The following is a 23,131-nucleotide window of genomic DNA, read 5'->3' on the forward strand; positions in this document are numbered from 1 at the left end:
AACATTATCGGAGTTTACTACTATTAAAAACCTTCCTGTGTGTTTATTTTTTCTTAAGAACTCTACTTAATTGAATCGACACAAACTAATTTTTTCCTTTTGTCCTATTGTCCTATTGTCGTTTTACCTACTCCTCCATCTTTGACGGATTTAAAAGATCAGGACTATTGACTTATTTTAATTAAAATTTATGACTCCTATAATCAAATAATAAAGCCCAACAATTGTAACTAAAGACATTATTACTTTGTGCTGCAATGTTTTATTTACTTTAGGACTATTTTTGATTAGCAGAATGAAATAAAACGAACCTGCAACAAGTAATAAAATGCCGAACAAAAGTTCTATTATCGGAAATATATTTTTCATTCTGCGTTAAACATTAAAAAAATAAGTACAAAGAAAAATGCGCCTGACAGATAAATTAAAAGCAATTGTAATTTTTTATTGGGCTTTTTAATCTTGTGTGTAAATTTAAAAGGTGAAGCTTCCTGAAAGGACTTTTTGTACTCTATATACTCTTCATCACTCATTCTATAAACTTTAATTTGATTACGAAAAAGCTGGCTGTAAACAAATATTATAAATAAAAATCCAAATATTTTTATAATATCACTCATACTAGAATCTCAAACATCCAATGATTATTACCTAACTATAACAAGTGACAAAGTCTAACAATCCAATGTTAGGCATGTTAAAATTCCACAAAACTTTTGTCCCCAATCAATCAAAAACTTTCCGTCGCATAATATCCCAATATCATAAAATATTATTACGTAAAAATTCTGACTTCTTACTTCTCTCTCCTGGCATTTCAAAAATTATTTTCTCCCGATCCGCTTTCCACATACAACCTGACCTGTAAACCTGCCATCAAGCACTGCCCCGGGATTCTGATTTGTAAAAGGGGCGCATAAATACAATACCAACTTAAAGCAACACGAAACTAATTTCAAACAATAAATTTTTAGTGTTAAATATTTTAAGGCTGAGGGGAGGAATGATCAAGTGAATGACTGAATGAAAAACATATTTGCCATTTCGACCCGCCTTAGGCGGGGAGAAATCTCAAGGTGTTGGTTAAGAGATATCTCACCCCCGCAACGAAAAAGCAATGAAGGGGATTCGATATGACATTCTAAAGAATCCAGCATCAAGTATCCTGCAACAGCAACCCCGTATCCGGCATCAAAACTACACAACGTTTATAACAACCGCGCCGCGTTTATGTCCGGTTTCAACATAGGTATGCGCATCAACAATTTTTTCCAAGGGATATTTTTTATCTATCACAGGTTTAAGTTTTCCCTGCTGCATTAAGCCGGATAAGAATTCTATGTCTTCCTTCTTTTCTGATGAAACTGTACAGATAATTTTTTTTGAACTGAACATTGAATTCCACATCATCTGCAATAATTCTTTGCCGGCAAAGACTATCAAAATGTATTTTCCGTTTTTAGTGAGTGAGTTTTTTATGTGTGAATATTTTGTCGCACCGACAGTATCAAAAATAATATCATACACTTTTCCGTTTTTAGAAACATCTTCCTTAGTGTAGTCGATGACACTATCAGCACCGAGTGATTTAACAAGCTCTACATTTTTTGTACTGCAGGTTGCCGTAACATCTGCTCCAAAATATTTTGTTAGCTGAACAGCATACACACCAACCGCACCCGACGAGCCTGCTACAAGCACTTTATCGCCCTTATTAATTTTTCCGGCTTTTAAAAAGAATAAAGCGTTCAATGCGCCAAAGGGAATTGCGGCAGCTTCTTCAAAAGTAAAATTACCGGGGATTGTTGTAACAGCAGCTTTTTCCGGGACACAGAAATATTCTGCATTAGCACCAAACAGGTAAAACCCGAATACTTTATCTCCCGGTTTAAATGATTTTACATTCTTACCAATTGATTCAACAACACCGGAAAACTCATTACCCAGCATTTTATTCTTCGGTTTGAACAGACCGAAATTTAATCTTGCAGGCAGCCAGAATAGTTTAGGTATGTTTTTGAAACTGCGTATTTTCACCTCACCCGATGTAACTGTAGTCGCGAAAACTTTTATCAGCAGTTGATCATCATTCGGTTGTGGCTTTTCAACTTCCTGTAATTGTAAAACTTCGGGCGGACCATAATTTGTGTGTATAACGGCTTTCATTTTTTCCTTTAATTTTTTTCTGTGTTTTTAATTCTGATTAATAGTTATGATTACATTACCTACCTTCGTACCCAATTCAACATATCGGTGAGCATCCTGAATTTTTTCAAGCGGAAAGGTTCTGTCAATTACCGGTTTAACTTTTTTCTCCTCAATCATTTTCTTAATAAGGATAAGATCTTCCGTTGTATAGTCAACTGTTTTAGATGAAACTTTTATTTTTGTCATGATTGAAGTAAGGAATCCTCGGAACTTAGCTCCCATCTTCGGATTGGCAAGCAGGTAAATTCCCTTTTCCTTTAAGGCTTTTATTCCCCATCCATAAGGCGTTTTACCCACCACTTCAAAAACGATATCATATTTTTCTCCGCTCTTCCAGTACGGACCTTTTGTGTAGTCTATCATTTTATCAACGCCGAGTGATTCCATAAGTTTAAAACTTTCTTCCCTGCAAACTGCGGTGACTTCAGCTCCAAAATATTTCGCGATCTGTACAGCAAATGTTCCGATTGATCCCGTTGAGCCGTATATAAGAATTTTTTGTCCTGGTTTTATGTTCGCTCTTTTAAGAAATACCAGAGCATTAAATGCGCCGACAGGAACACCTGAGGCTTCTTCAAAATTCATGATATCAGGTATCATTCCGACAGGATAAGTTTCTGGTATTGAAATGTATTCTGCGTGTGCGCTTAAATGCATTTCCGTTGAACCAAAAACTTTGTCACCTTTTTTAAATTTTGTCACACTCTTTCCAGTCGATTCAACTACTCCTGAAAATTCCTGTCCAAGTATTTTTTTTCTTGGTTTGAAAAGTCCCATATAGAAACGGATAGGAAGCCAGAATAAAAGCGGGATTTTAAATCTTCGTAGTTCACAATCACCGGCGGTAACAGATGACGCATAAATTTTTATCAGTATCTCATTTTCTTTTGGAACCGGTGTTTGAATTTCTTTTACCTGGAGTACTTCAGGCGGGCCGTAACCTGTAGTGATACTTGCTTTCATTTTTCTCCTTCAGCAACCATTTAAGTCAATTACTCAGATGGAGTTAAACTTAAGTTTACTGCAATATGCACATCTCATACCTTTTATCAAAAAAAGAAAAGGTTTTTCTCTTTCAAGTGTTTCACCGGCGATTAGCAACTCGAAGTATAATTTGATCCCGTTATTGGATGAATTGATGTTAATTACCTAAACAATTTGCGGTTTACACACGATAATAGGTTGGTATTTTGTAACAATATTATTACAGGGAGGAGAAAATGAGCAGGGACAGCAATCTTTTCAAAGCTAATCTTTCGCTGATTTTATTTTTTGTTCTAACAATTTCAGTGTTTCCGAATTATTTACCGGAAAAAATATCCCACTTTCCTTTTAGTGGCGACGAAGAATATTTAGCATTCGCAGAAGAAATGCCTTCGCCTGTTGGCGGGCTTGAAGCGATAATGAAAAGTATTGTTTATCCATCACTTGCAAAAAACGCAGGGGTTCAGGGAAAAGTTTTTCTTCTTGCATATATAAATGAACGCGGCGGAGTTGATGATGTAAAAGTTGTTAAAGGTATAGGTGCCGGTTGTGATGAAGCGGCTGTTGACGCTGTGAAAAAAAATAAATTCAACCCGGGCAAAAACAAAGGCTCAGCAGTGAAAGTAAAATTGTCACTTACAATAAATTTTAAATTAGCCTGACAACATGAATATCATATTAATAATGTTTTCTAATTCTGCGGGGAGAGTATGACTTTTTTTAAAAAACTAAAATTCGTAACCAAAATTCAGGCGGGATTTTTTTTCATAGCAATGATTTCAACAATAATCGTTGTTAATGATTACTTCCAGTTGAACAATACTGCAAACCTTAAAGATCAGATATTCGCTGATTACATCGCGCCCAAAAAAAATATAGATAAAGCTTTTGAAGAGTTTAAGGATATGCAGTTCAACCTGCTCAAGTTTTCCATACCGATGTTTGTTGATGATTTTGCCGCTAACGTTGAACTGATCAATACAAACAAAAAAAATATCGATGAAAAACTTGAGGAGTTCGGGAATACAAACAAAGACACTTCTATCACAGCATTGTTCGATGAAATAAAATCAATCTGGCTTAATTATAAAAATGTTGTTGCCGATGCTATTCTCAGCGCAGGGGTGACACAGAATTTTGAAATGGCGGCTGTAGTATCTGTAACAACCGGAGAAGAAATTGGAAATGAACTTGAAGCAAAATTTACGGACATTCACACGATACTTAAAAACAAAGCTGATTTTCTCAATGCAAGCGTAAGTGAAAGTGTAAGTTCGTCACAGTTGTATATCATAATCGGAATGATAGTAGGAACATTGGTTTTTCTTCTTTCAGCGTTTATGATAGCACCGGCACTAAGCGGTCCGGTAAATAAAATTAAAAACACTATCTCTGAGTTCGCAAAAGGAAATTTTGAAGCAGAAATAAATATTAATTCGCAGGATGAATTCGGACAGTTAGCGGGTATGCTGAATGATCTTAAGCGATCACAAAAATCCAAAATTGATGCTGCAATAAAAGTATCGGAAGGAGAACTTCAGACAGTTGAACCTGCTTCCGAAAAGGACCAGCTCGCACAAGCGTTAAACAAAGAAGTAGAAACTCTTCACTCACTCGTTAATGAACTTGTGATACTTACCAAAGCCGCAGTAGAAGGTAAACTTGATGTTCGCGGCAACGAGAAAAAGTTCAACGGCGGTTACAGGGAAATTATCGCAGGTGTCAACAGTACTATTGATGCACTCCTTCTTCCTGTAAAAGAAGGAATCGATGTTCTTTCGCATATGGCGGATGGTGATCTTACATCACGTATTACAAATGATTACAAAGGTGATCATCAGAAACTAAAGAGCAGCATAAACATTGTTGCTGATTCATTATGCAAAGCATTATCCGAAGTATCTGAAACTGTACAGGCAACTGCTGCTCTTGGAAGTCAGATTTCTTCTTCAACGGAAGAAATGGCTGCCGGTGCAAGCGAGCAATCATCACAGGCTTTTGAAGTTGCTTCAGCAGTTGAGCAAATGACAAAGACTATTCTTGAAACTACAAGGAACGCGTCATCTGCGGCTGATGCGTCAAAGAACGCCGGAACAATTGCTAAAGACGGCGGCAGTGTGGTCAATCAAACCATCCAGGGTATTAACCGTATCGCTGAAGTAGTAAAACAATCTGCAGATACTGTTCAACAGCTTGGTAAGAGCAGTGACCAGATTGGTGAGATCATTCAAGTGATCGATGACATTGCTGATCAGACCAACCTTCTTGCACTTAACGCTGCTATTGAAGCCGCTCGTGCGGGCGAACAAGGAAGAGGTTTTGCTGTTGTAGCTGATGAAGTTAGGAAACTTGCTGAGAGAACAACTCAAGCAACTAAAGAGATTGCACTGATGATAAAACAGATTCAGAAAGATACACAGGGTGCAGTGGTTTCAATGAACCAGGGTACAATGGAAGTTGAAAAAGGAAAAGAGCTTGCACATAAAGCCGGTGATTCACTAAAGCAGATAATCACAGGCGCAGAAAGTGTCGTTGATATGGTCTCGCAGGTTGCAGCGGCTAGTGAAGAACAATCAACAACTGCTGAACAGATTAGTAAAAATATTGAAGCTATCAGTACAGTAACGCAGGAAAGCGCACAGGGTGTTCAACAGATTGCAAGAGCCGCCGAAGACCTTAACAGGTTAACAACTAATCTTGAATCTTTAGTATCTAAGTTCAAAATAAACTGCAGCAGTAAAAGCGGTTACACTGTCAGAAGTAACGGGAAATTAATTAACGCGTAATAAAACAAAAAAATATTTCAACGGGAGAAAACTATGGCACTGATAGCTTGGAACGAAAAGTACAGCGTAGGAATTAATAGCATTGATGCACAGCATAAAAGATTAGTCGACTACACTAACCAGCTTCACGATGCAATGGCAAGCGGAAAAGCGAAAGAAAAAATTCCGTCAATACTTGAAAATCTGGTCAGGTACACAAAAGATCATTTTGCGTATGAAGAAAAAGTCATGGATTCAAACAAATATCCGGGTTATTTAAAACAGAAAATGGAACATGATTCACTTACAAAACAGGTGACAAAATTTAAAGATGATATGCTTGCCGGAAAAATTTCTCTTTCAATTGAAGTGATGGAATTTTTAAAAGGCTGGCTGATTAATCATATCTCAGGCTCTGATAAACTCTATACTCAGTTCCTGGTTTCAAAGGGTGTCAAATAAAATTAACTCACTACTCTTATAAGGAAAAAAATGGCACTAATCACGTGGTCGGAAAAATACAGCGTAAATATTCAAAGCATTGACACACAGCATAAAAAACTGGCTGAGCTTGTCAATCAACTTCACTCAGCGCTTGCTGAAGGTAAAGCCAAAGAAGTTCTTTCAAAAATTTTATCGGAACTTGTAAGTTATACAAAAACTCATTTTGCGTATGAGGAAAAACTACTTCAGCAGGAAAAGTTCCCCGGCTATCTTGCTCATAAAATGGAACATGATTCACTGACTCAAAAAGTTTTATCATTTCAAAAAGAATTTCAGGCAGGCAAATCCGCTTTCTCTGTGGAGTTAATGAACTTCCTGAAAGACTGGCTGATAAATCACATCGTTGGCAGCGATAAAAAATATACACAGCATCTGAAATCAAAAAACATAGTTTGATACGGCGGTAAAGAATTTGAAATAACAGGAGAAATAAAAATGGAATCAAAAAAAGGTGAAGGACAGGAGCTTCTGGAACTGGTAAGCTTCAATGTTGGTAATGAAGAGTTCGGAGTAGATATAAGTTTTGTACAGGAAATCATCCGCATGATGCAGATAACAAAAGTACCGAATGCCCCGGAGTTTGTTGAAGGTGTGATCAACTTAAGGGGACGTGTAATCGCGGTAATCAACCTGCGCCACAAACTCGGGCTAAGTAAAATAGACTATGACAAAAACACACGAATAATAGTTGTTGAAGTTAAAGGCAACATAGTTGGTTTTATAGTTGACGCCGTAAGCGAAGTGTTAAGAATACCCGCAAACATAACAGAAGCGCCGCCTGAATTGGTTTCCGGAATTGATTCGGATTTTATAAAATCAGTAGGCAAACTGGAAGACCGTTTGCTTATCCTTATCGACCTGGAAAAAATTCTTTCACTTACAGAGACTGCAGAACTGGAAGCGGTTGCGTAAGTCAGGCGAAGGCTTAGACTGAGACTAAGAATTATTTTTGAACCCGTTCTTGTGAACGGGTTTTTTTTGTGTCGTTGGTAAATCACTACAAAAAATAATACGCATTGATACTGATAAGTTCGATGAAATAAAAAACCCGGAGTTGCTTACACTCCGGGTCCGTTCGTTCGTTCGCAATTCTACGCTTGTGTTCGTACAAGGTGGGATGTAGAATTACGCTGAAAAAATAAAACACTGTGAATTAAAATCAAATGCAAAAATGATAAGAGGATTGAAATCATTTAATTATGAGCGAAAAAATTATTTTTGACGGTATAACTGAATAAAAGATTATAGAGAAATCGTCCAGGTAAAATATTTAATCAGATCAATTATCATTTTTACATCTCACGCCCTTTTTGCTTTATTATCCAAAACTGTAGACATATTCATCAAAACATCACTTAATCACACAAAAAAGATTTTTAAATCCATTCGTACTATAAACTTAACAATTAACAATCCGATAATATCAACAGTGAATTCTTTACATAATCTCCGATTGCTGCTTTCTGAATAATAAGTAAAACTGTTTGCAGCAAAAAAGTTCTGATGCTGAAAAAGATAGGGGCAGGAGATTACCAGCACAACAAAGACAAGCCGAATAGTTAATGGGTAAGCGATCATTCCGGGTGGTTACTTATTCAGTTATGTCTTATCGGGGTTCGTAAAGAGATATTTATTAATTATTTGGTGGAAAAATGAAAATCAAAAAATTCAAAGACTGGTCAATGTTCTATAAGGTGTTCAGCCTTGTCCTGCTTAGCGCAGTGCCCATTATTTTATTAATTATTTTATACATCCTGCCGTCGATGCAGTTTCATTTACTTGAAGAAAAAGAACTTGCAACGAAGAATGTTGTTGAGGTTGGTTATAAAATAGTGAATAACTATTACGAATTGAGTAAAAGCGGTACTTTAAGCGAAAGTGAAGCAAAGGAACGAGCCCTGAATGATATTAAGGCAATGCGTTATTCTGATGGGGAGTACTTCTGGGTAAATGATTTTGACTGCATGATGGTGATGCATTCTGCAAAACCGGAACTTGACGGAAAAGATATGTCGGACTTTAAAGACCCTGAAGGAACCTATATGTTCAGGGAGTTTGTTAGCGTAGCTAAATCAAACGCAGAAGGTGGTCTTGTAAAATACATGTGGTCACGCACTGCATCATCCACACCGGTTCAGAAATTTTCATATGTATATCCGGTCAAAGGATGGAACTGGGTAATCGGCAGTGGAATTTATGTGGATGATGTTGAAGAAGAATATGCCGGTATACGCAACCAGATTTTTATTACACTTTTCATAATTGTCGGGCTCGTTCTGACAATTTCTTATTTCTTTGCACGCTGGTTAGTCAAACCAATATTAAGTTTAAAGGATGCGGCTAACAGAGTAGCTATTGGTGATGCAGATTTTTCAATCTCTGCACAGAGTATGGATGAAATAGGTGATCTTGAAAAATCTTTCGGGCTTATGCTTCACAATATAAAAGAACAATCAAATGCGGTTAACAGCATATCCGAAGGTAATGTTGACGTAACCGTTACACCAAAATCTGACAAAGATATTTTATCATTAAGCCTGATCCGTGTTATTAACATTCTTAAAAACTTAACCGCTGATTTGAAATCACTTACAACATCGGCGCTGAACGGACAGTTACAGGTAAGAGCAGATGAATCAAAATACAAAGGCGGTTACGCCGATATAGTTTCCGGTGTAAATAAAACTCTCGATGCGGTAATCATCCCGATTAAGGACGGTACGAGTGTACTTGAGAAAATGTCGCGTGGTGACTTGACAGTAAGAGTAACAAATGAATACAAAGGCGATCACCAGATAATTAAGAACAGCATTAATACTCTCGGCGATTCACTGACAGAAGCATTGTCAGAAGTAAATGCGGCAGTACAAGCCACAGCAAGTGCGTCAACACAAATATCTTCTTCAACTGAAGAGATGGCTGCAGGTGCTCAGGAACAATCTGCACAGGCGGGCGAGGTTGCTTCCGCTGTCGAGCAGATGACTAAGACTATTCTTGAAACTACTAAGAATGCCTCATCTGCTTCTGAAGCCAGTAAGAATGCTGGTCTCATCGCTAAAGAAGGCGGCAGTGTGGTTAATCAAACCATTCTGGGTATTAACCGTATCGCTGAAGTAGTTAAACAATCAGCCGATACTGTTCAGCAGCTTGGTAAGAGCAGTGACCAGATAGGTGAGATAATTCAGGTTATTGATGACATTGCTGATCAAACAAACCTTCTTGCACTTAACGCTGCTATTGAAGCTGCTCGTGCGGGTGAACAAGGAAGAGGTTTTGCTGTTGTGGCTGATGAAGTAAGGAAACTTGCTGAACGTACTACTAAGGCAACCAAAGAAATCGCACTGATGATAAAACAGATACAGAAAGATACATCAGGTGCAGTTGAATCTATGAATCAGGGTACACTCGAAGTTGAAAAAGGAAAAGAACTTGCTAACAAGGCTGGTGATTCGTTAAAGCAGATAATCACAGGTGCTGAAAGTGTTGTTGATATTGTATCACAGGTTGCTGCAGCAAGTGAAGAACAGTCAAGTGCTGCCGAACAGATAAGTAAGAACATTGAATCAATCAGTGCTGTTACACAGGAAAGCGCACAGGGTGTTCAGCAGATTGCAAGAGCCGCTGAGGACCTGAACAGGTTAACTAACAATCTTGAAGAGCTTGTTGCAAGGTTTAAGATTTCAAGTGATCAGAAATCATTCAAAGGAACAGATAAAAGTCACCTTTCAGTAAGACAGAACGGTAAGATTATACATCATTAATAAAATGATTTAATAAGTGCGGCATATAATTAATGCCGCATTGTATTTAAGAGGTAAAAAAATGAACAACAATACATCAATAAAAAATGAATCAAACGAACTGCTTCAGCTTGTCAGTTTTATGATTGGCAACGAGGAATACGCAGTAGACATTCTCCTTGTACAGGAAATTAACAGGATGATGCAGATAACCCGTGTGCCCAACACCCCGGAATATGTAGATGGTGTTATAAATCTTCGCGGAAGAGTAATTCCTGTGATAGACCTACGATATAAACTTGGTCTTGCAAAAAAGGATGACGATAAAAACACGCGCATCATAGTGGTTGAAATAAAAAATAAGACTATTGGATTTAAGGTTGACGCGGTAAAAGAAGTTGTGCGCATACAGGAAAATATAACAGAAGCGCCGCCCGAACTGGTTTCCGGCACCAACTCAGAATTCATTAAGTCAGTCGGTAAGCTTGATGATAAACTTTTAATCCTGATTGATCTTGAAAAAGTTTTATTCGACGGTCAGTTTGCCGAATTAACAGAAGCAGCTTAATTATTAAAGGGGAGAATAAAATGAAATCGATTACTTTATTTGTTCTGTTCATCCTGGTTTCAGGTTTATTAAATGCTCAGGATTTCAGAAAGGTTGTTGAAATTGTTGATGAGATGGAAATGTCTCTTAAACAAATGATCGCAAAGGAAGAATCCCAGAGACAGTCGGAGATTAGTTCAATTAAAAGTGATATTGAAAAAATCAATCAGCATATACAGAATGTTTCTGCTGATAATTTAAAATCAAAGGAAGTTGAATCATTGAACAACCGCGTTCAGTTGATTGAACAAAAATTAAAAGAAGAACAAACTCCCGGTACACCTGAATTGACTGAGCAGTTGACTGCTTTAATCGCGGAGTTAAAAAAAGTAATTGACGCAAGTAAAAATCCTCCCGTGCTTCCTTCTGTAAAAGTTGGTTTTCTTGCCCAGGTGCATGGGCAAACTCTCCAGGAACAAACAACTGCTGTGCAGGATGCCGATCCACAATTTACACAGCACTGGCAGAGACAAATTTATGTTCGCCGTTTAAGAATTCTACTTGGCGGAGAGATTGCAAAGAATACAACTTTCTTCTTCGAAACTGATGCACCAAATCTCGGCAAAGTAAATTCCGCGGGAGTTAAAGATTCAAAAATATCAATGTATGTTCAGGATGCACAGATACAGCATACATTCGGTCCTGAAATAAGTGTTGTAGCAGGACTTCAGCTTGTCGGTATTTCGAGAAACGGTTTGCAAAGTGCAGCATCATTAATGGGTCTTGATTACGGCGCTTATCAATTTACAATAAACGTACCTCTCGATAATCTTATCGGCAGAGACCTTGGAGTTAATTTACGCGGTCATCTTTTTGACGAAAGATTTGAGTACAGAACAGGTGTTTTCAGCGGACGCAATACAAATATGTACTCGCCGTTAAGATTCACAACCCGTTTGCATTACAGTTTTATGGATAAAGAAAAAGGTTTTTATTACACTGGTACAACTCTCGGCAAAGGAAATATACTTTCAATCGGTGCGGGTGTTGATATGCAGGGCAGTTATAAAGCATTTTCATTTGATGGATTCAGTGACATGCCGTTAGGTGAAACAGGTTCAGTAACTGTTTCCGCTTCGATTTCATTTTTAGATGGCGGCGGTTCTGATGTTGATTCAACTGTTTTTACAGGATTGATTCCTAAACAAACAATAATGTTTGCAGAACTCGGTTACTTCTTTAAAGATTACAACCTGCAGCCTTATGTTAAGTATGAATCACAAAGTATAAATGCAGATGTGATGAAGCAAGTCAATGCGAATGTTTCCAACATTGATTTTGTGAATAAATTAAGATCAGGTGAAAGATTTGGATTCGGATTGAATTACTTCCTCAGCGGTCACAATACAAACCTGAAAGTGTTGTATGAAATTAATATGAGGAACCGAACATCACTAACGCCCGGAGTTTCTGAAAAAGTTTCCAATGGTATGTTCACTATACAACTTCAGTATTTCACTTTCTGATGAGTTGTATCAAATGAATTGAAGGGGAATAAAATGAAAACTTCAGTCAATAACGTCAGCAGGAGAATGATAACCGGAAACGTCTTCCCGTGGATTTCATTGCTGCTGATTATGGTTTTAAATTCAGCAATTTACCCTTCACCTGACAGCAGCAGCATTTCAACAAAACAAAAGTTATTAAACTTAGTCGAACAGGAAGAACCGAAACAGAAAACTACTGTGCAGGAAACTCCGGTTACTGTTGAAAACTCAGCTGTTAATAATTCAAAAAATACTGCTACTGTTGAAACTGTCACAACCAAAACCTCTTCAACACCAACGGAAATAAAAAGCATAAATAATAATCAAAACGTAAAACCGGATGTAACGAATACTCTGTCAACTAGTGAAAGCGGATTTTTTGAATCCAATTGGTTGATCCTTGCCGTAGTTATAGTACTGTTCGTAATTATCTATTTAAAGAGAGATGATGTTATGAAAACAAAATTCAAATCTTTTAAAAACTGGAATATCGCCGCAAAAATTATAGCTGTTGCGGTTGTTGCAATATCACTCGTTGCATCAATGGTAATTATATTTTTACTCCCCGCCTTTTCCGAACAAAAGTATAATGACAAAATAGATGCGACTAAAAAAATTGTTGAGTCTGCTTACTCTATAATGGTTGACTATGATTCAAAAGTATCAACCGGTGAACTGACAAGAGATGAAGCTCAGTCACAGGCAATGTCCAGGATAAAATCGATGCGGTATGGTAACAATGATTATTTCTGGATAAATGATCTTGGTCCGAAAATGATTATGCATCCGTTCAAACCTGAACTTGACGGAAAAGATTTAAGCGGCAATAAAGATCCAAACGGCAAACATCTCTTCGTTGAATTTGTAAAAGTATGCCAGGCAGATGGTGAAGGCGCTGTTGATTATATGTGGCCCAAACCGGGAGTTACACAACCAGTTCCAAAAATTTCTTATGTAAAACTTTACAAACCTTGGGGATGGATAGTAGGAAGCGGTATTTATATAGAAGATGTTGAAGCGGCAATTGCCGATGTTGAAAGCACAGTTAAAACAGGTTTAATCCTGTCACTGGTTTTATCAGTTTTAATTGCATTTATAATGGGAGGATTAATCGCCCGACCACTTAAAAAAATTGTGAAAGATGCTGATCAGATAGCTGAAGGAAATTTTGATGTTCATATAAATACTTTTAACTCATTAGATGAAATCGGAAAACTCTCTCATTCATTAAAGAAAATGACAGATAAAGTTCTTGACAAGGCTTTCTGGTATGAACAGATACTTGACGCAATCCCCTTCCCTGTTTCTGTAACCGATACACAAATGAACTGGACGTTTGTAAATAAATCGACAGAAAATATTTTAAATAAAAGGCGACAGGAAATTGTCGGACAAAATTGTTCAAACTGGGGTGCGGATATTTGCAACACGGATAAATGCGGAATTGAATGTCTGAAAAAAGGCAAGAAGACCACATACTTCCAGAATTCATCACTTAATCTTGAATTTAAAGTTGATACAGCTTTCCTGAAAAATTCTAAAGGTGAAAACATAGGGCATATAGAAGTTGTGCAGGATATATCAGCAGTAAAGGAACAGGAAAAATATCTTGCTGAAAGTACAAACAGAATGCTCAATGCTATGGACAGGTTTGCTAATGGTGATCTTAGTGTGAGACTTGAAATTAAAAATGAAGATGAAATCGGAAAAGTATTTAAAGGATTTAATTCACTTGTAGAAAACGTCGGGGCAATTATTGAACAAGTTACTCAGGCAGTACAAGCCACAGCAAGTGCGTCAACACAAATTTCTTCTTCTACCGAAGAGATGGCTGCAGGTGCTCAGGAACAATCTGCACAGGCTGGTGAGGTTGCTTCTGCTGTTGAGCAAATGACTAAGACTATTCTTGAAACTACTAAGAATGCTTCTTCTGCTTCTGAAGCAAGCAAGAATGCTGGTCTAATTGCTAAAGAAGGCGGCAGTGTTGTTAATCAAACTATTCAGGGTATTAACCGTATCGCTGAAGTAGTAAAACAATCCGCCGATACTGTTCAACAGCTTGGTAAGAGCAGTGACCAAATAGGTGAGATCATTCAGGTTATTGATGACATTGCTGATCAAACAAACCTTCTTGCACTTAACGCTGCTATTGAAGCTGCTCGTGCGGGTGAACAAGGAAGAGGTTTTGCTGTTGTGGCTGATGAAGTAAGGAAACTTGCTGAACGTACTACTAAGGCAACCAAAGAAATCGCACTGATGATAAAACAGATACAGAAAGATACATCAGGTGCAGTTGAATCTATGAATCAGGGTACACTCGAAGTTGAAAAAGGAAAAGAACTTGCTAACAAGGCTGGTGATTCGTTAAAGCAGATAATCACAGGTGCTGAAAGTGTTGTTGATATTGTATCACAGGTTGCTGCAGCAAGTGAAGAACAGTCAAGTGCTGCCGAACAGATAAGTAAGAACATTGAATCAATCAGTGCTGTTACACAGGAAAGCGCACAGGGTGTTCAGCAGATTGCAAGAGCCGCTGAGGACCTGAACAGGTTAACTAACAATCTTGAAGAACTTGTTGCTAAGTTTAAGATACAAGAAAATAATCAACAGAATAAATTTTCAGTTAAAGGAAATGGTAGACTGATCTATTCATAAAAAATTAGTAACAACTAAAATTACCGGGGGTCTTAATCTTGAATTCTGTATTTGATGCGGGTAATACTGCAGAGGATGTTCACTTAAATAACAATAAGGCGGAGTTCGGCGAAATGCCGTTATTCCGCTATCATCCTTCGCCAATGCTGATCATTGATATCAATTCATTTAATGTGATTGATTCCAACCTTGCCGCAACAACCCTTTATGGGTTTACATCCTTAGAATTTAAAAACCTGAATATTTTCAGTCTTCTTCCTGACCCCGGAGAATTTATAAGGACGCGTTCAGATTATACCAACAGTCAGCTTCTTGATGAGTTCGAACTTGCGGTAGATCATATTTCAAAGACGGGATATAAACTTTCTGTTATCACTCATTCCGTCGCGGTATCAAATGAAAATAATAACCATCGCTGTATAATAATAAATGATACAACGGACTACTTTGAATTAAAGAAAGCCTTTTCCTTCAGAAATATACTTGAAGAAAATATTCAATCAATATCAACAAAGTTTATTGGTATTGAATCACAGTATCTTGATAAAGAAATAGAAGGTGCCCTTAAAATTATCGGCGAACTAATGGAAGCGGATAGAAGTTACCTGTTCCTGTTAAGCGGAGATGAAAAATTTTTTACCAATACTCACGAATGGTGCTCTGAAGGAATTTCGCCTCAGATTCAGATACTTCAAAATCTGCCCATCGATGATTTTAAATGGTTCTTCGACAGTGTGCGGACAAACGAATACCTGTATATACCCGAATCAGGCAGTATCCCTTCCGATGCGGAAAATGTCCGTGAAATTTTAAAAGCACAGGAGATCAAAAGTCTGTTTGCGGTTCCATTGGTACTGGATAAAAAATTTATTGGCTTCTGTGGTTTTGATTTTGTCAGGCAAAATAAATTCTGGGATAAATCACTTATAAAAATGCTTCGGTCAATAGGATTAATAATTTCAAATGCGCTGGAACGAAAACAACGAAATGAAAAAAATACAGTTCTCAACCAGGCACTCAGGGAAAGCGAGAGCAAATTCAGAAATGTAATAGATCAGTCCGCTGACGGCGTTTTTATTACTGATGAAGAAGGAACCATAATTGAATGGAATAAAAAACTAGTTGAAATGACTGAACTTGACAAGAGTTCTGTTATATCAAAAAAGTTATGGGATATTCATTTTCAGTTTGCCCCATACACAAGAACAGCAGATGGTGAAAAGCTGCGACTTTCACTTGCCAAAGAATTGCTTTCAGGTTCAACAATAATGAATGAAAAATTTGTTGAAGAGCAGTACCAGCTTTCCTCCGGAAAAATAATTGATATTGAATGGATGCTGTTCCCGATAAAAACATCTAAAGGTTTTATTATTGCAGGCATCGTCCATGATCTGACTGATAAAAAAAGAAATGCTGAACAGTTAAAAATTTTCAGCAGGGCTATCGAAACAACAACATCTGCTGTTGTACTTTCAGATTTAAACGGAAATATTGTTTACGTAAATAAAGCGCTTATCGATCTTGGCAGATTTGTTCTTGCAGAAGAAGTCATAGGCAGACAACTCACTGAGTTTACGGATCAAAACGGACAAATATTATTGAAACAGGAAATTATCCCGACATTGCTCGAAGGGAAATCATGGAAAGGCGAACTTACAGCAATTGCCAATGACGGCACGCTGATATTTACTGACATGCAATGTTCATTAATTAATGATGATGATAACAGACCTCTTTACCTGCTGGCAGTGTTGCTGGATATAACAGCCAGAAAACAAATGGAAGAAGCTTTAATCCAGAATGAACAAAAGTACCGTTCAGTTGTTGAAAGTGTTAAAGAGGTAATTTTCCAGACCGATGCACAGGGACTATGGACGTATCTTAATCCTGCGTGGGAGGAGATTACCGGATTTAAAGTAGATGAAAGTATTGGTGAACTGTTTTTAAACTATGTTCATCCTGATGACAGGCAAAGAAACGCGGAATACTTTGCTCCATTGATTCAACGCAAAAAACCCTATTGCAGACATATAGTTCGTTACCTCACAAAATCCGGAAGCTTCAGGCATATAGAAGTTTTTGCGAGATTAACACTGAACAAAGATGATGAAATTATTGGCACATCAGGAACATTGAACGATGTTACTGACAGGCTAAAATCAGAAGAAGATATAATGTCGAACCTTGCAAGAGAAAAAGAGTTAGGTGAATTAAAATCCAGATTTGTGTCAATGGTATCACACGAGTTCAGAACACCGCTTACATCCATACTTGCCTCCACTGAACTGCTGCTGCGTTATCACACAAAATGGAATGACGCAAAAAAACTTGAAACAACAGAAAGAGTCTTTCGTTCTGCAGAATACATGAACGAACTTGTAAATGATGTTCTTACGCTTAACAGAGTTGAATCCGGAAAACTATCATATAATCCCGCACCAATGGATATGGTTCAATTCTGTAAAAATGCAATTGATGAACTGAGAGTGCTTGCACTGCCATCTCACAAAATCTCTTTTATAAATGAGCCTGAAAAAATAAACGGCACTTACGATGAAAAACTATTAAAACATGTTCTGCACAACCTGATATCAAACGCATTTAAGTATTCCCCTTCTGGTGGTGATGTTGTTATATCATTATTAAAAAAACATGATAAAATATTTATGTCTGTCAGGGATGAAGGAATTGGAATTTCTAAGGAAGATCAGCAAAGATTGTTTGAACCTTTCTTCCGCGGAAAAAATATAGGCAATATTTCCGGAACCGGATTAGGTCTTTCCATTCTTAAAAAATCGATTGAAATGCACAATGGAAGCATAGAATTTAAATCAGAAGTAAACAAAGGAACCGAATTCACGATAATATTACCAGTGACTGATTAGTTTGAAATTTAGATATGAATGTAAAAAAAATTCTTGTAATTGAAGATGATGTAAGTATTCAAAGCACAATTTTTGAATTTCTTCAGACGGAAGGTTATGAAGTTTACCTCGCAATGAACGGCAAACAGGGTATTCAGATAGCTCAATCCGTTACACCCGATATTATAATCTGTGATATTATGATGCCTGAGATGGATGGTTATGAAGTGCTTAACAATCTTTCATCATCAAACATCACCGCACCGATTCCTTTTATTTTTTTATCTGCAAGATCAGAAAAACCTGAAGTCCGTCACGGTATGGATATGGGTGCGGATGACTATCTTACAAAGCCATTCAAACTGGATGATCTGCTGCATGCTGTTCAGTCAAGATTAAAAAAAAGTGAGATGATGAAAAAAAATTGTCCGCAGCAGACCGAAGATAATAATACAGCGAAAAACAAACTTGGTATTGATGATCACGTTATGTTAAGCATAAACGACCAGCCTTTATTTTTTCCGCTTGCAGAAATTGAATGCATTACCGCCGAAGCCGAATACACTTACGTGCACAGTGTTTCGGGACAAAAAATGCTTGTACGGAAACTTCTAAAAGAATGGGAAAGCATCCTGCCTGGAAATTTTTTTATAAGAATTCACCGGTCAACTATTATCAATATAAAGTCTGTGAATAAGATCGATAAATGGTTTAATCATTCACTTGCTGTTTCACTAAAACACAATAATGAAAAATTTGTCATCAGTCGCCGCTACTACTCAAAACTAAAGAACAAAATGGATTTTTGAGCAATCTTCCGGTTATCTGCAATTATTAATTCCTGCTTTAATTAATTAAAATCTGCATTTCCTTTTAATACCGCTTATTCTCATATAATACCGCTTATGACTTTGAAGGCAGTGCAAAGCCTCTGCACTGATTAAGTTTCGTATGTAAAAATTGAAAAGGGGAAAACAAAATGAAAACAAAAATACTTTTAATTGAAGATGACGAGAACGTAAGAAAAGGTATACACGATTTACTAAGAGAAGAAGGTTTTGAAGTAGTAAGCGCTAACAATGGTAAAGACGGAATAATAAGAGCAAAACATTTTTTGCCTGATCTTATTTTATCGGATATAATGATGCCGCTTGCAAACGGTTACCAGGTTCTTGAAGAACTTCAGAAGGATCAGGTAACGGCAACAATTCCTTTCATCTTCCTTACTGCTAAAACTGAGATTGATGAATTGCGTCATGGAATGTCACTTGGTGCAGATGATTATATATTTAAACCATATAAAGCCGACGATCTGATTTCAGCTATAAACACCAGGTTGAGCAAAACAACAAAGGTTGAAGCATGCCGACAGGAGATGAGCGATAATATTCTGAAGTCGCTTCCTCATGAATTAAGAACTCCCCTTGTATCAATACTTGGGTTTTCCCAATTGATAAAAGAAAGCTGCACTGCCATGACATTCGAAGAAATCTCCGATATGGGTGGAAAAATTAATGAGGCAGGCAACCAGCTTCTCAGCATAGTTCAGAAGTATCTGAATATCTGCCAGATAGATTTGACAATGAAGGACAGGAAAGAATTATCAAAGATAAAAAACAAAAACACGAGAGAAACTGAAGCGACTATCAAATCTATTGTTCAGGCAGCGGCTTCAAAATTTGGAAGAGACGCTGATGTTGAGTTTAACCTTACTGAGCATGATCTGAGAATTGCTGAAGATTATTTCGGAATTATGATTGAAGAAATAATTAATAACGCCTGCAAATTTTCAAAGGCGGGCACAAAGATCAATATAAACTCATTCATTAAAAATAACAGCTATTACCTCTCAATTAAGGATCACGGAATTGGTTTTACCAAAGAACAACTTTCCAGGATAGGATTGTTAAGACAGTTTGACCGTGAGAAAAATTTTCAATCCGGTTTAGGTATGGGACTCGCACTCGTTAAAAAGATTGCTGAGATGCATGAATGCAGAATTGAGATCAGCAGTGAAGCTGGTGAATACACAAGCGTGGAATTAGAGATACCAATTCTTCCAGTTAGTTGAAATATTCATCAATGAACAAAATTAAATACAAAAAACTTATTAATTGCTATAAAGAAAAGTTTGGTGAGTTCGATAATCTATGTAGAAAAGCATCATCTCTAAAAGATGTTTTTAACTCATTGCAAAAAAAAATTGCAGTGAATATATACGCCACAAAGTTCTCAGATTCAGAGTTGGCGATCTTTATTTCCAACCTGTTTCAAATCAACCCGCAATTTTTAAGGTAAGGATTATGCGGTTCAGGGTAATTGAATCGTTACTCTGCATTATGACTACTCAATTAAAAAGTTTAAGGTGTAATATGAAACACAGTTACTTTATTCTCCTCTTTTCAAGCTTGCTATTGTTTATGCAATCGGATTTATATTCACAAATTAATGGTATCTCCGGTTCAAAACTTTGTATACCTCACGCATCAACACTTGAAAAAGGAAGTTTCGAATTTGAACAATCCATTTCAGTATTCAATGCCAGCCATGTTTTTAACTCGGAAGGTGATATAAATCCGATAGCCGGTACAACAACACAAAGTGATATGGCATTCAGAATTACTCTGGGTGTGTCGGACTATTTTGAACTCGGCACCGCGTTCCTTTCAGGTATGGACGAAATATTTGTCGGGACAAAATTCAGAATATTCAACCAGGATTATCTGGGGATTGCCCTTCTTACCGGTATGTCAATACCTGCGGGGAATCACGATGCAGCAGAGCAGAAGGCTTACGGATCATATTCATATTCAATCGGAACAGCACTCACTAAAGACTTCACAAAAAAATTTTCTTCAGATTTATGTTTTGCATATACAAAATTCAGCAGCAGCGGTGAGTTTAGTTATGCCTTTAATTATGGAATCAGTTTTGGTTACTATCTTCTGGATAATTTCCAGTTCGCAACTGAGTTTATCGGTATAAACTCATTCAGCGAAGAAATTAATTCAGGGAAGCTGTCTATTGCGCCCGGCTTTACATATGATTTTTCTAACAACCTCGGGTTAGCTGCCGGAATACAAAAAGATATTTTCGGTAAGAATGAACTGGACGGTCTTGGTTTCTTTTCAGTATTCACAATGAACTTTTAACAGACAAGCGGAAAAAAAATGAAAAACTCTATTAGAAAAAAATTGTTCTGGTATTTTGGAATCTTAGTGACAATAACTTTTTTGTATTCTATCCAAAATTATAGTCTTCAGGGAGAATACCTTTCAGACGTTGAACAATATGAAGCACTTAATACACAAAGAACACTTTCGGCAAAGACAAAATTAAACATTGTTAGTATCTGGCAGTTTATTACAGATGCGTCCCTTACCGGGGAAAAAAATGTTCTAACTGTGGAAGCCGCAGCTTGCAGCCTTGAGGCGATAAAAGCAATTGATGAGTGGAAGACTCTTGATCAGTCTATCAGCACTGAACTTGATAATTTGAAATTTTCGATAACGAACTACTTGTCTATCGGGGAAAAGATGTTTGATGCATATCAGCTAAGCGATGAAGCGGGAAATGAACAGATGCAAGTTTTTGATGTCGAATCGGAAAAATTATTACGGTCGATTTCAACTCTTGACCAGACACTAAATGATAAATGTGCTACCAGCGTGGATGAAATGATGAGCATGACTGAATCTGCCAAGGTTACTACAATTATTTTAGGTATAATTATTCTTATGGCTGGTGTTGTTATTGCAGTTTACGCTGCCGGAAAATTGACCAAACCAATAAAAAGACTAACTGAAAATGCTGATCATATTTCAAAGGGAAATATGAATCTTGATATTAAGATAAGTTCAGATGATGAAATCGGTCAACTAGAAAAATCATTTGGAGTAATGGTTCAAAACATTAAAGAACAATCGGAAGCTGTAAATAATATTTCAAACGGGAACATGGATATTTCCATTACACCTAAATCAGAAGATGATGTCTTATCAATTGGTTTGATTAACGTTATACAGATATTAAAAAATCTCGTACAGGATTTGAAATCACTTACAACATCAGCGTTAAACGGCCAATTACAGGTAAGAGCTGATGAATCAAAATACAAAGGTGGTTACGCTGAAATTATCTCCGGTTTTAATAAAACCCTTGATGCAGTTGTTATACCAATTAAGGACGGGACTTCTGCTCTTGAGAAAATGTCGAAGGGAGATTTAACAGTAAGAATTAATGCTGAATATAAAGGCGATCATCAGAAAATAAAAAATAGTATTAATCTTCTTGGGGAATCACTTTCATCTGCCATTTCTGAAGTAAATGCAGCAGTACAAGCCACAGCCAGCGCATCAACACAAATATCTTCTTCCACTGAAGAGATGGCTGCCGGTGCTCAGGAACAATCTGCACAGGCTGGTGAAGTTGCTTCTGCTGTTGAGCAAATGACTAAGACTATTCTTGAAACTACTAAGAATGCTTCTTCTGCTTCCGAAGCAAGTAAGAATGCAGGTCTCATCGCTAAAGAAGGCGGCAGTGTTGTTAATCAAACCATCCAGGGTATTAACCGTATTGCTGAAGTAGTAAAACAATCTGCAGATACTGTTCAACAGCTTGGTAAGAGCAGTGACCAGATAGGTGAGATCATTCAGGTTATTGATGACATTGCTGATCAAACTAACCTTCTTGCACTTAACGCTGCTATTGAAGCCGCCCGTGCCGGTGAGCAAGGAAGAGGTTTTGCTGTCGTGGCTGATGAAGTTAGGAAACTTGCTGAACGTACTACTAAGGCAACAAAAGAAATAGCACTGATGATAAAACAGATTCAGAAGGATACATCTGGAGCAGTTGAATCTATGAATCAGGGTACACTTGAAGTTGAGAAAGGTAAAGAACTTGCTAACAAAGCTGGTGATTCGTTAAAGCAGATAATCACCGGTGCTGAGAGTGTTGTTGATATTGTATCACAGGTTGCTGCTGCAAGTGAAGAGCAATCAAGTGCGGCTGAGCAGATAAGTAAGAACATAGAATCTATCAGTGCTGTTACACAGGAAAGCGCACAGGGTGTACAGCAGATTGCAAGAGCGGCTGAAGACCTGAACAGACTAACCAACAATCTTGAAGAACTTGTTGCAAGGTTTAAGATTTCAAGTGATCAGAAATCATTTAAAGGAACAGATAAAAGTCACCTTTCAGTAAGACAGAACGGAAAAATTATACACAATTATTGAAATAAACCGATATTACCTGTAGAATTTTAACTTACTAAAATCTTTAACTACTACCCGAATTAAGATTTTTGAATTATATTATT

General features: G+C 37.2%; 17 protein-coding genes. 14 read left to right on the forward strand and 3 right to left on the reverse strand.

Annotation, left to right across the window (positions count from 1 at the left end; translation table 11 throughout):
• Positions 1-365 precede the first annotated feature (365 nt).
• The 3 genes from IPM56_14510 to IPM56_14520 form a co-directional block, all read right to left on the reverse strand.
• Entirely contained in the window at positions 366-620 is a 255-nt protein-coding gene (locus IPM56_14510; GenBank protein ID QQS35446.1) for a hypothetical protein, read from the reverse strand.
• Positions 621-1,197: 577 nt separating this feature from the next.
• Positions 1,198-2,166 carry an NAD(P)-dependent alcohol dehydrogenase gene (locus IPM56_14515; GenBank protein QQS35447.1) on the reverse strand — a complete coding sequence of 323 codons (969 nt, stop codon included), beginning with the start codon at positions 2,164-2,166 and terminating at the stop codon, positions 1,198-1,200.
• A 27-nt stretch (positions 2,167-2,193) separates the two neighbouring features.
• Entirely contained in the window at positions 2,194-3,171 is a 978-nt protein-coding gene (locus IPM56_14520) for an NAD(P)-dependent alcohol dehydrogenase (GenBank protein ID QQS35448.1), read from the reverse strand.
• A 257-nt stretch (positions 3,172-3,428) separates the two neighbouring features.
• On the opposite strand from IPM56_14520, the gene IPM56_14525 reads away from it, so the two are divergent.
• From IPM56_14525 to IPM56_14590, 14 genes are all read left to right on the forward strand, one after another.
• Entirely contained in the window at positions 3,429-3,854 is a 426-nt protein-coding gene (locus IPM56_14525; GenBank protein ID QQS35449.1) for an energy transducer TonB, read from the forward strand.
• Between the two features lie 48 nt (positions 3,855-3,902).
• Positions 3,903-5,978 carry an MCP four helix bundle domain-containing protein gene (locus IPM56_14530; protein ID QQS35450.1) on the forward strand — a complete coding sequence of 692 codons (2,076 nt, stop codon included), beginning with the start codon at positions 3,903-3,905 and terminating at the stop codon, positions 5,976-5,978.
• A gap of 33 nt (positions 5,979-6,011) precedes the next feature.
• Complete coding sequence (locus tag IPM56_14535) at positions 6,012-6,419, forward strand: bacteriohemerythrin (GenBank protein QQS35451.1); 408 nt, start codon at positions 6,012-6,014, stop codon at positions 6,417-6,419.
• A gap of 30 nt (positions 6,420-6,449) precedes the next feature.
• Complete coding sequence (locus tag IPM56_14540) at positions 6,450-6,857, forward strand: bacteriohemerythrin (protein ID QQS35452.1); 408 nt, start codon at positions 6,450-6,452, stop codon at positions 6,855-6,857.
• 39 nt (positions 6,858-6,896) lie between these two features.
• Positions 6,897-7,373, forward strand: a complete 477-nt coding sequence (locus IPM56_14545; protein ID QQS35453.1) for a chemotaxis protein CheW — start codon at positions 6,897-6,899, stop codon at positions 7,371-7,373.
• 740 nt (positions 7,374-8,113) lie between these two features.
• On the forward strand, positions 8,114-10,222 hold the full coding sequence (locus IPM56_14550; GenBank protein QQS35454.1) for a cache domain-containing protein: 2,109 nt from the start codon (positions 8,114-8,116) through the stop codon (positions 10,220-10,222).
• Between the two features lie 61 nt (positions 10,223-10,283).
• Positions 10,284-10,769 (forward strand): chemotaxis protein CheW, encoded by a 486-nt coding sequence (locus IPM56_14555; GenBank protein ID QQS35455.1) that lies wholly within the window; start codon positions 10,284-10,286, stop codon positions 10,767-10,769.
• Positions 10,770-10,789: 20 nt separating this feature from the next.
• A complete protein-coding gene (locus IPM56_14560; GenBank protein QQS35456.1) occupies positions 10,790-12,274 on the forward strand; it encodes a hypothetical protein in 1,485 nt (494 codons plus the stop codon).
• 33 nt (positions 12,275-12,307) lie between these two features.
• The gene (locus tag IPM56_14565; GenBank protein QQS35457.1) at positions 12,308-14,950 is read left to right on the forward strand and encodes a cache domain-containing protein; all 2,643 of its coding nucleotides are present in this window, start codon (positions 12,308-12,310) and stop codon (positions 14,948-14,950) included.
• 38 nt (positions 14,951-14,988) lie between these two features.
• A complete protein-coding gene (locus IPM56_14570; GenBank protein QQS35458.1) occupies positions 14,989-17,835 on the forward strand; it encodes a PAS domain S-box protein in 2,847 nt (948 codons plus the stop codon).
• A 14-nt stretch (positions 17,836-17,849) separates the two neighbouring features.
• Positions 17,850-18,623: a response regulator gene (locus IPM56_14575; protein ID QQS35459.1), complete on the forward strand. Its 774-nt coding sequence runs from the start codon at positions 17,850-17,852 to the stop codon at positions 18,621-18,623.
• Between the two features lie 170 nt (positions 18,624-18,793).
• Positions 18,794-19,885, forward strand: a complete 1,092-nt coding sequence (locus IPM56_14580) for a response regulator (GenBank protein QQS35460.1) — start codon at positions 18,794-18,796, stop codon at positions 19,883-19,885.
• Between the two features lie 301 nt (positions 19,886-20,186).
• The gene (locus IPM56_14585; GenBank protein QQS35461.1) at positions 20,187-20,966 is read left to right on the forward strand and encodes a transporter; all 780 of its coding nucleotides are present in this window, start codon (positions 20,187-20,189) and stop codon (positions 20,964-20,966) included.
• Positions 20,967-20,984: 18 nt separating this feature from the next.
• On the forward strand, positions 20,985-23,048 hold the full coding sequence (locus IPM56_14590) for a methyl-accepting chemotaxis protein (protein ID QQS35462.1): 2,064 nt from the start codon (positions 20,985-20,987) through the stop codon (positions 23,046-23,048).
• Positions 23,049-23,131: the final 83 nt, after the last annotated feature.

This window comes from Ignavibacteriales bacterium, from assembly GCA_016700155.1.
GTDB lineage: Bacteria > Bacteroidota > Ignavibacteria > Ignavibacteriales > Ignavibacteriaceae.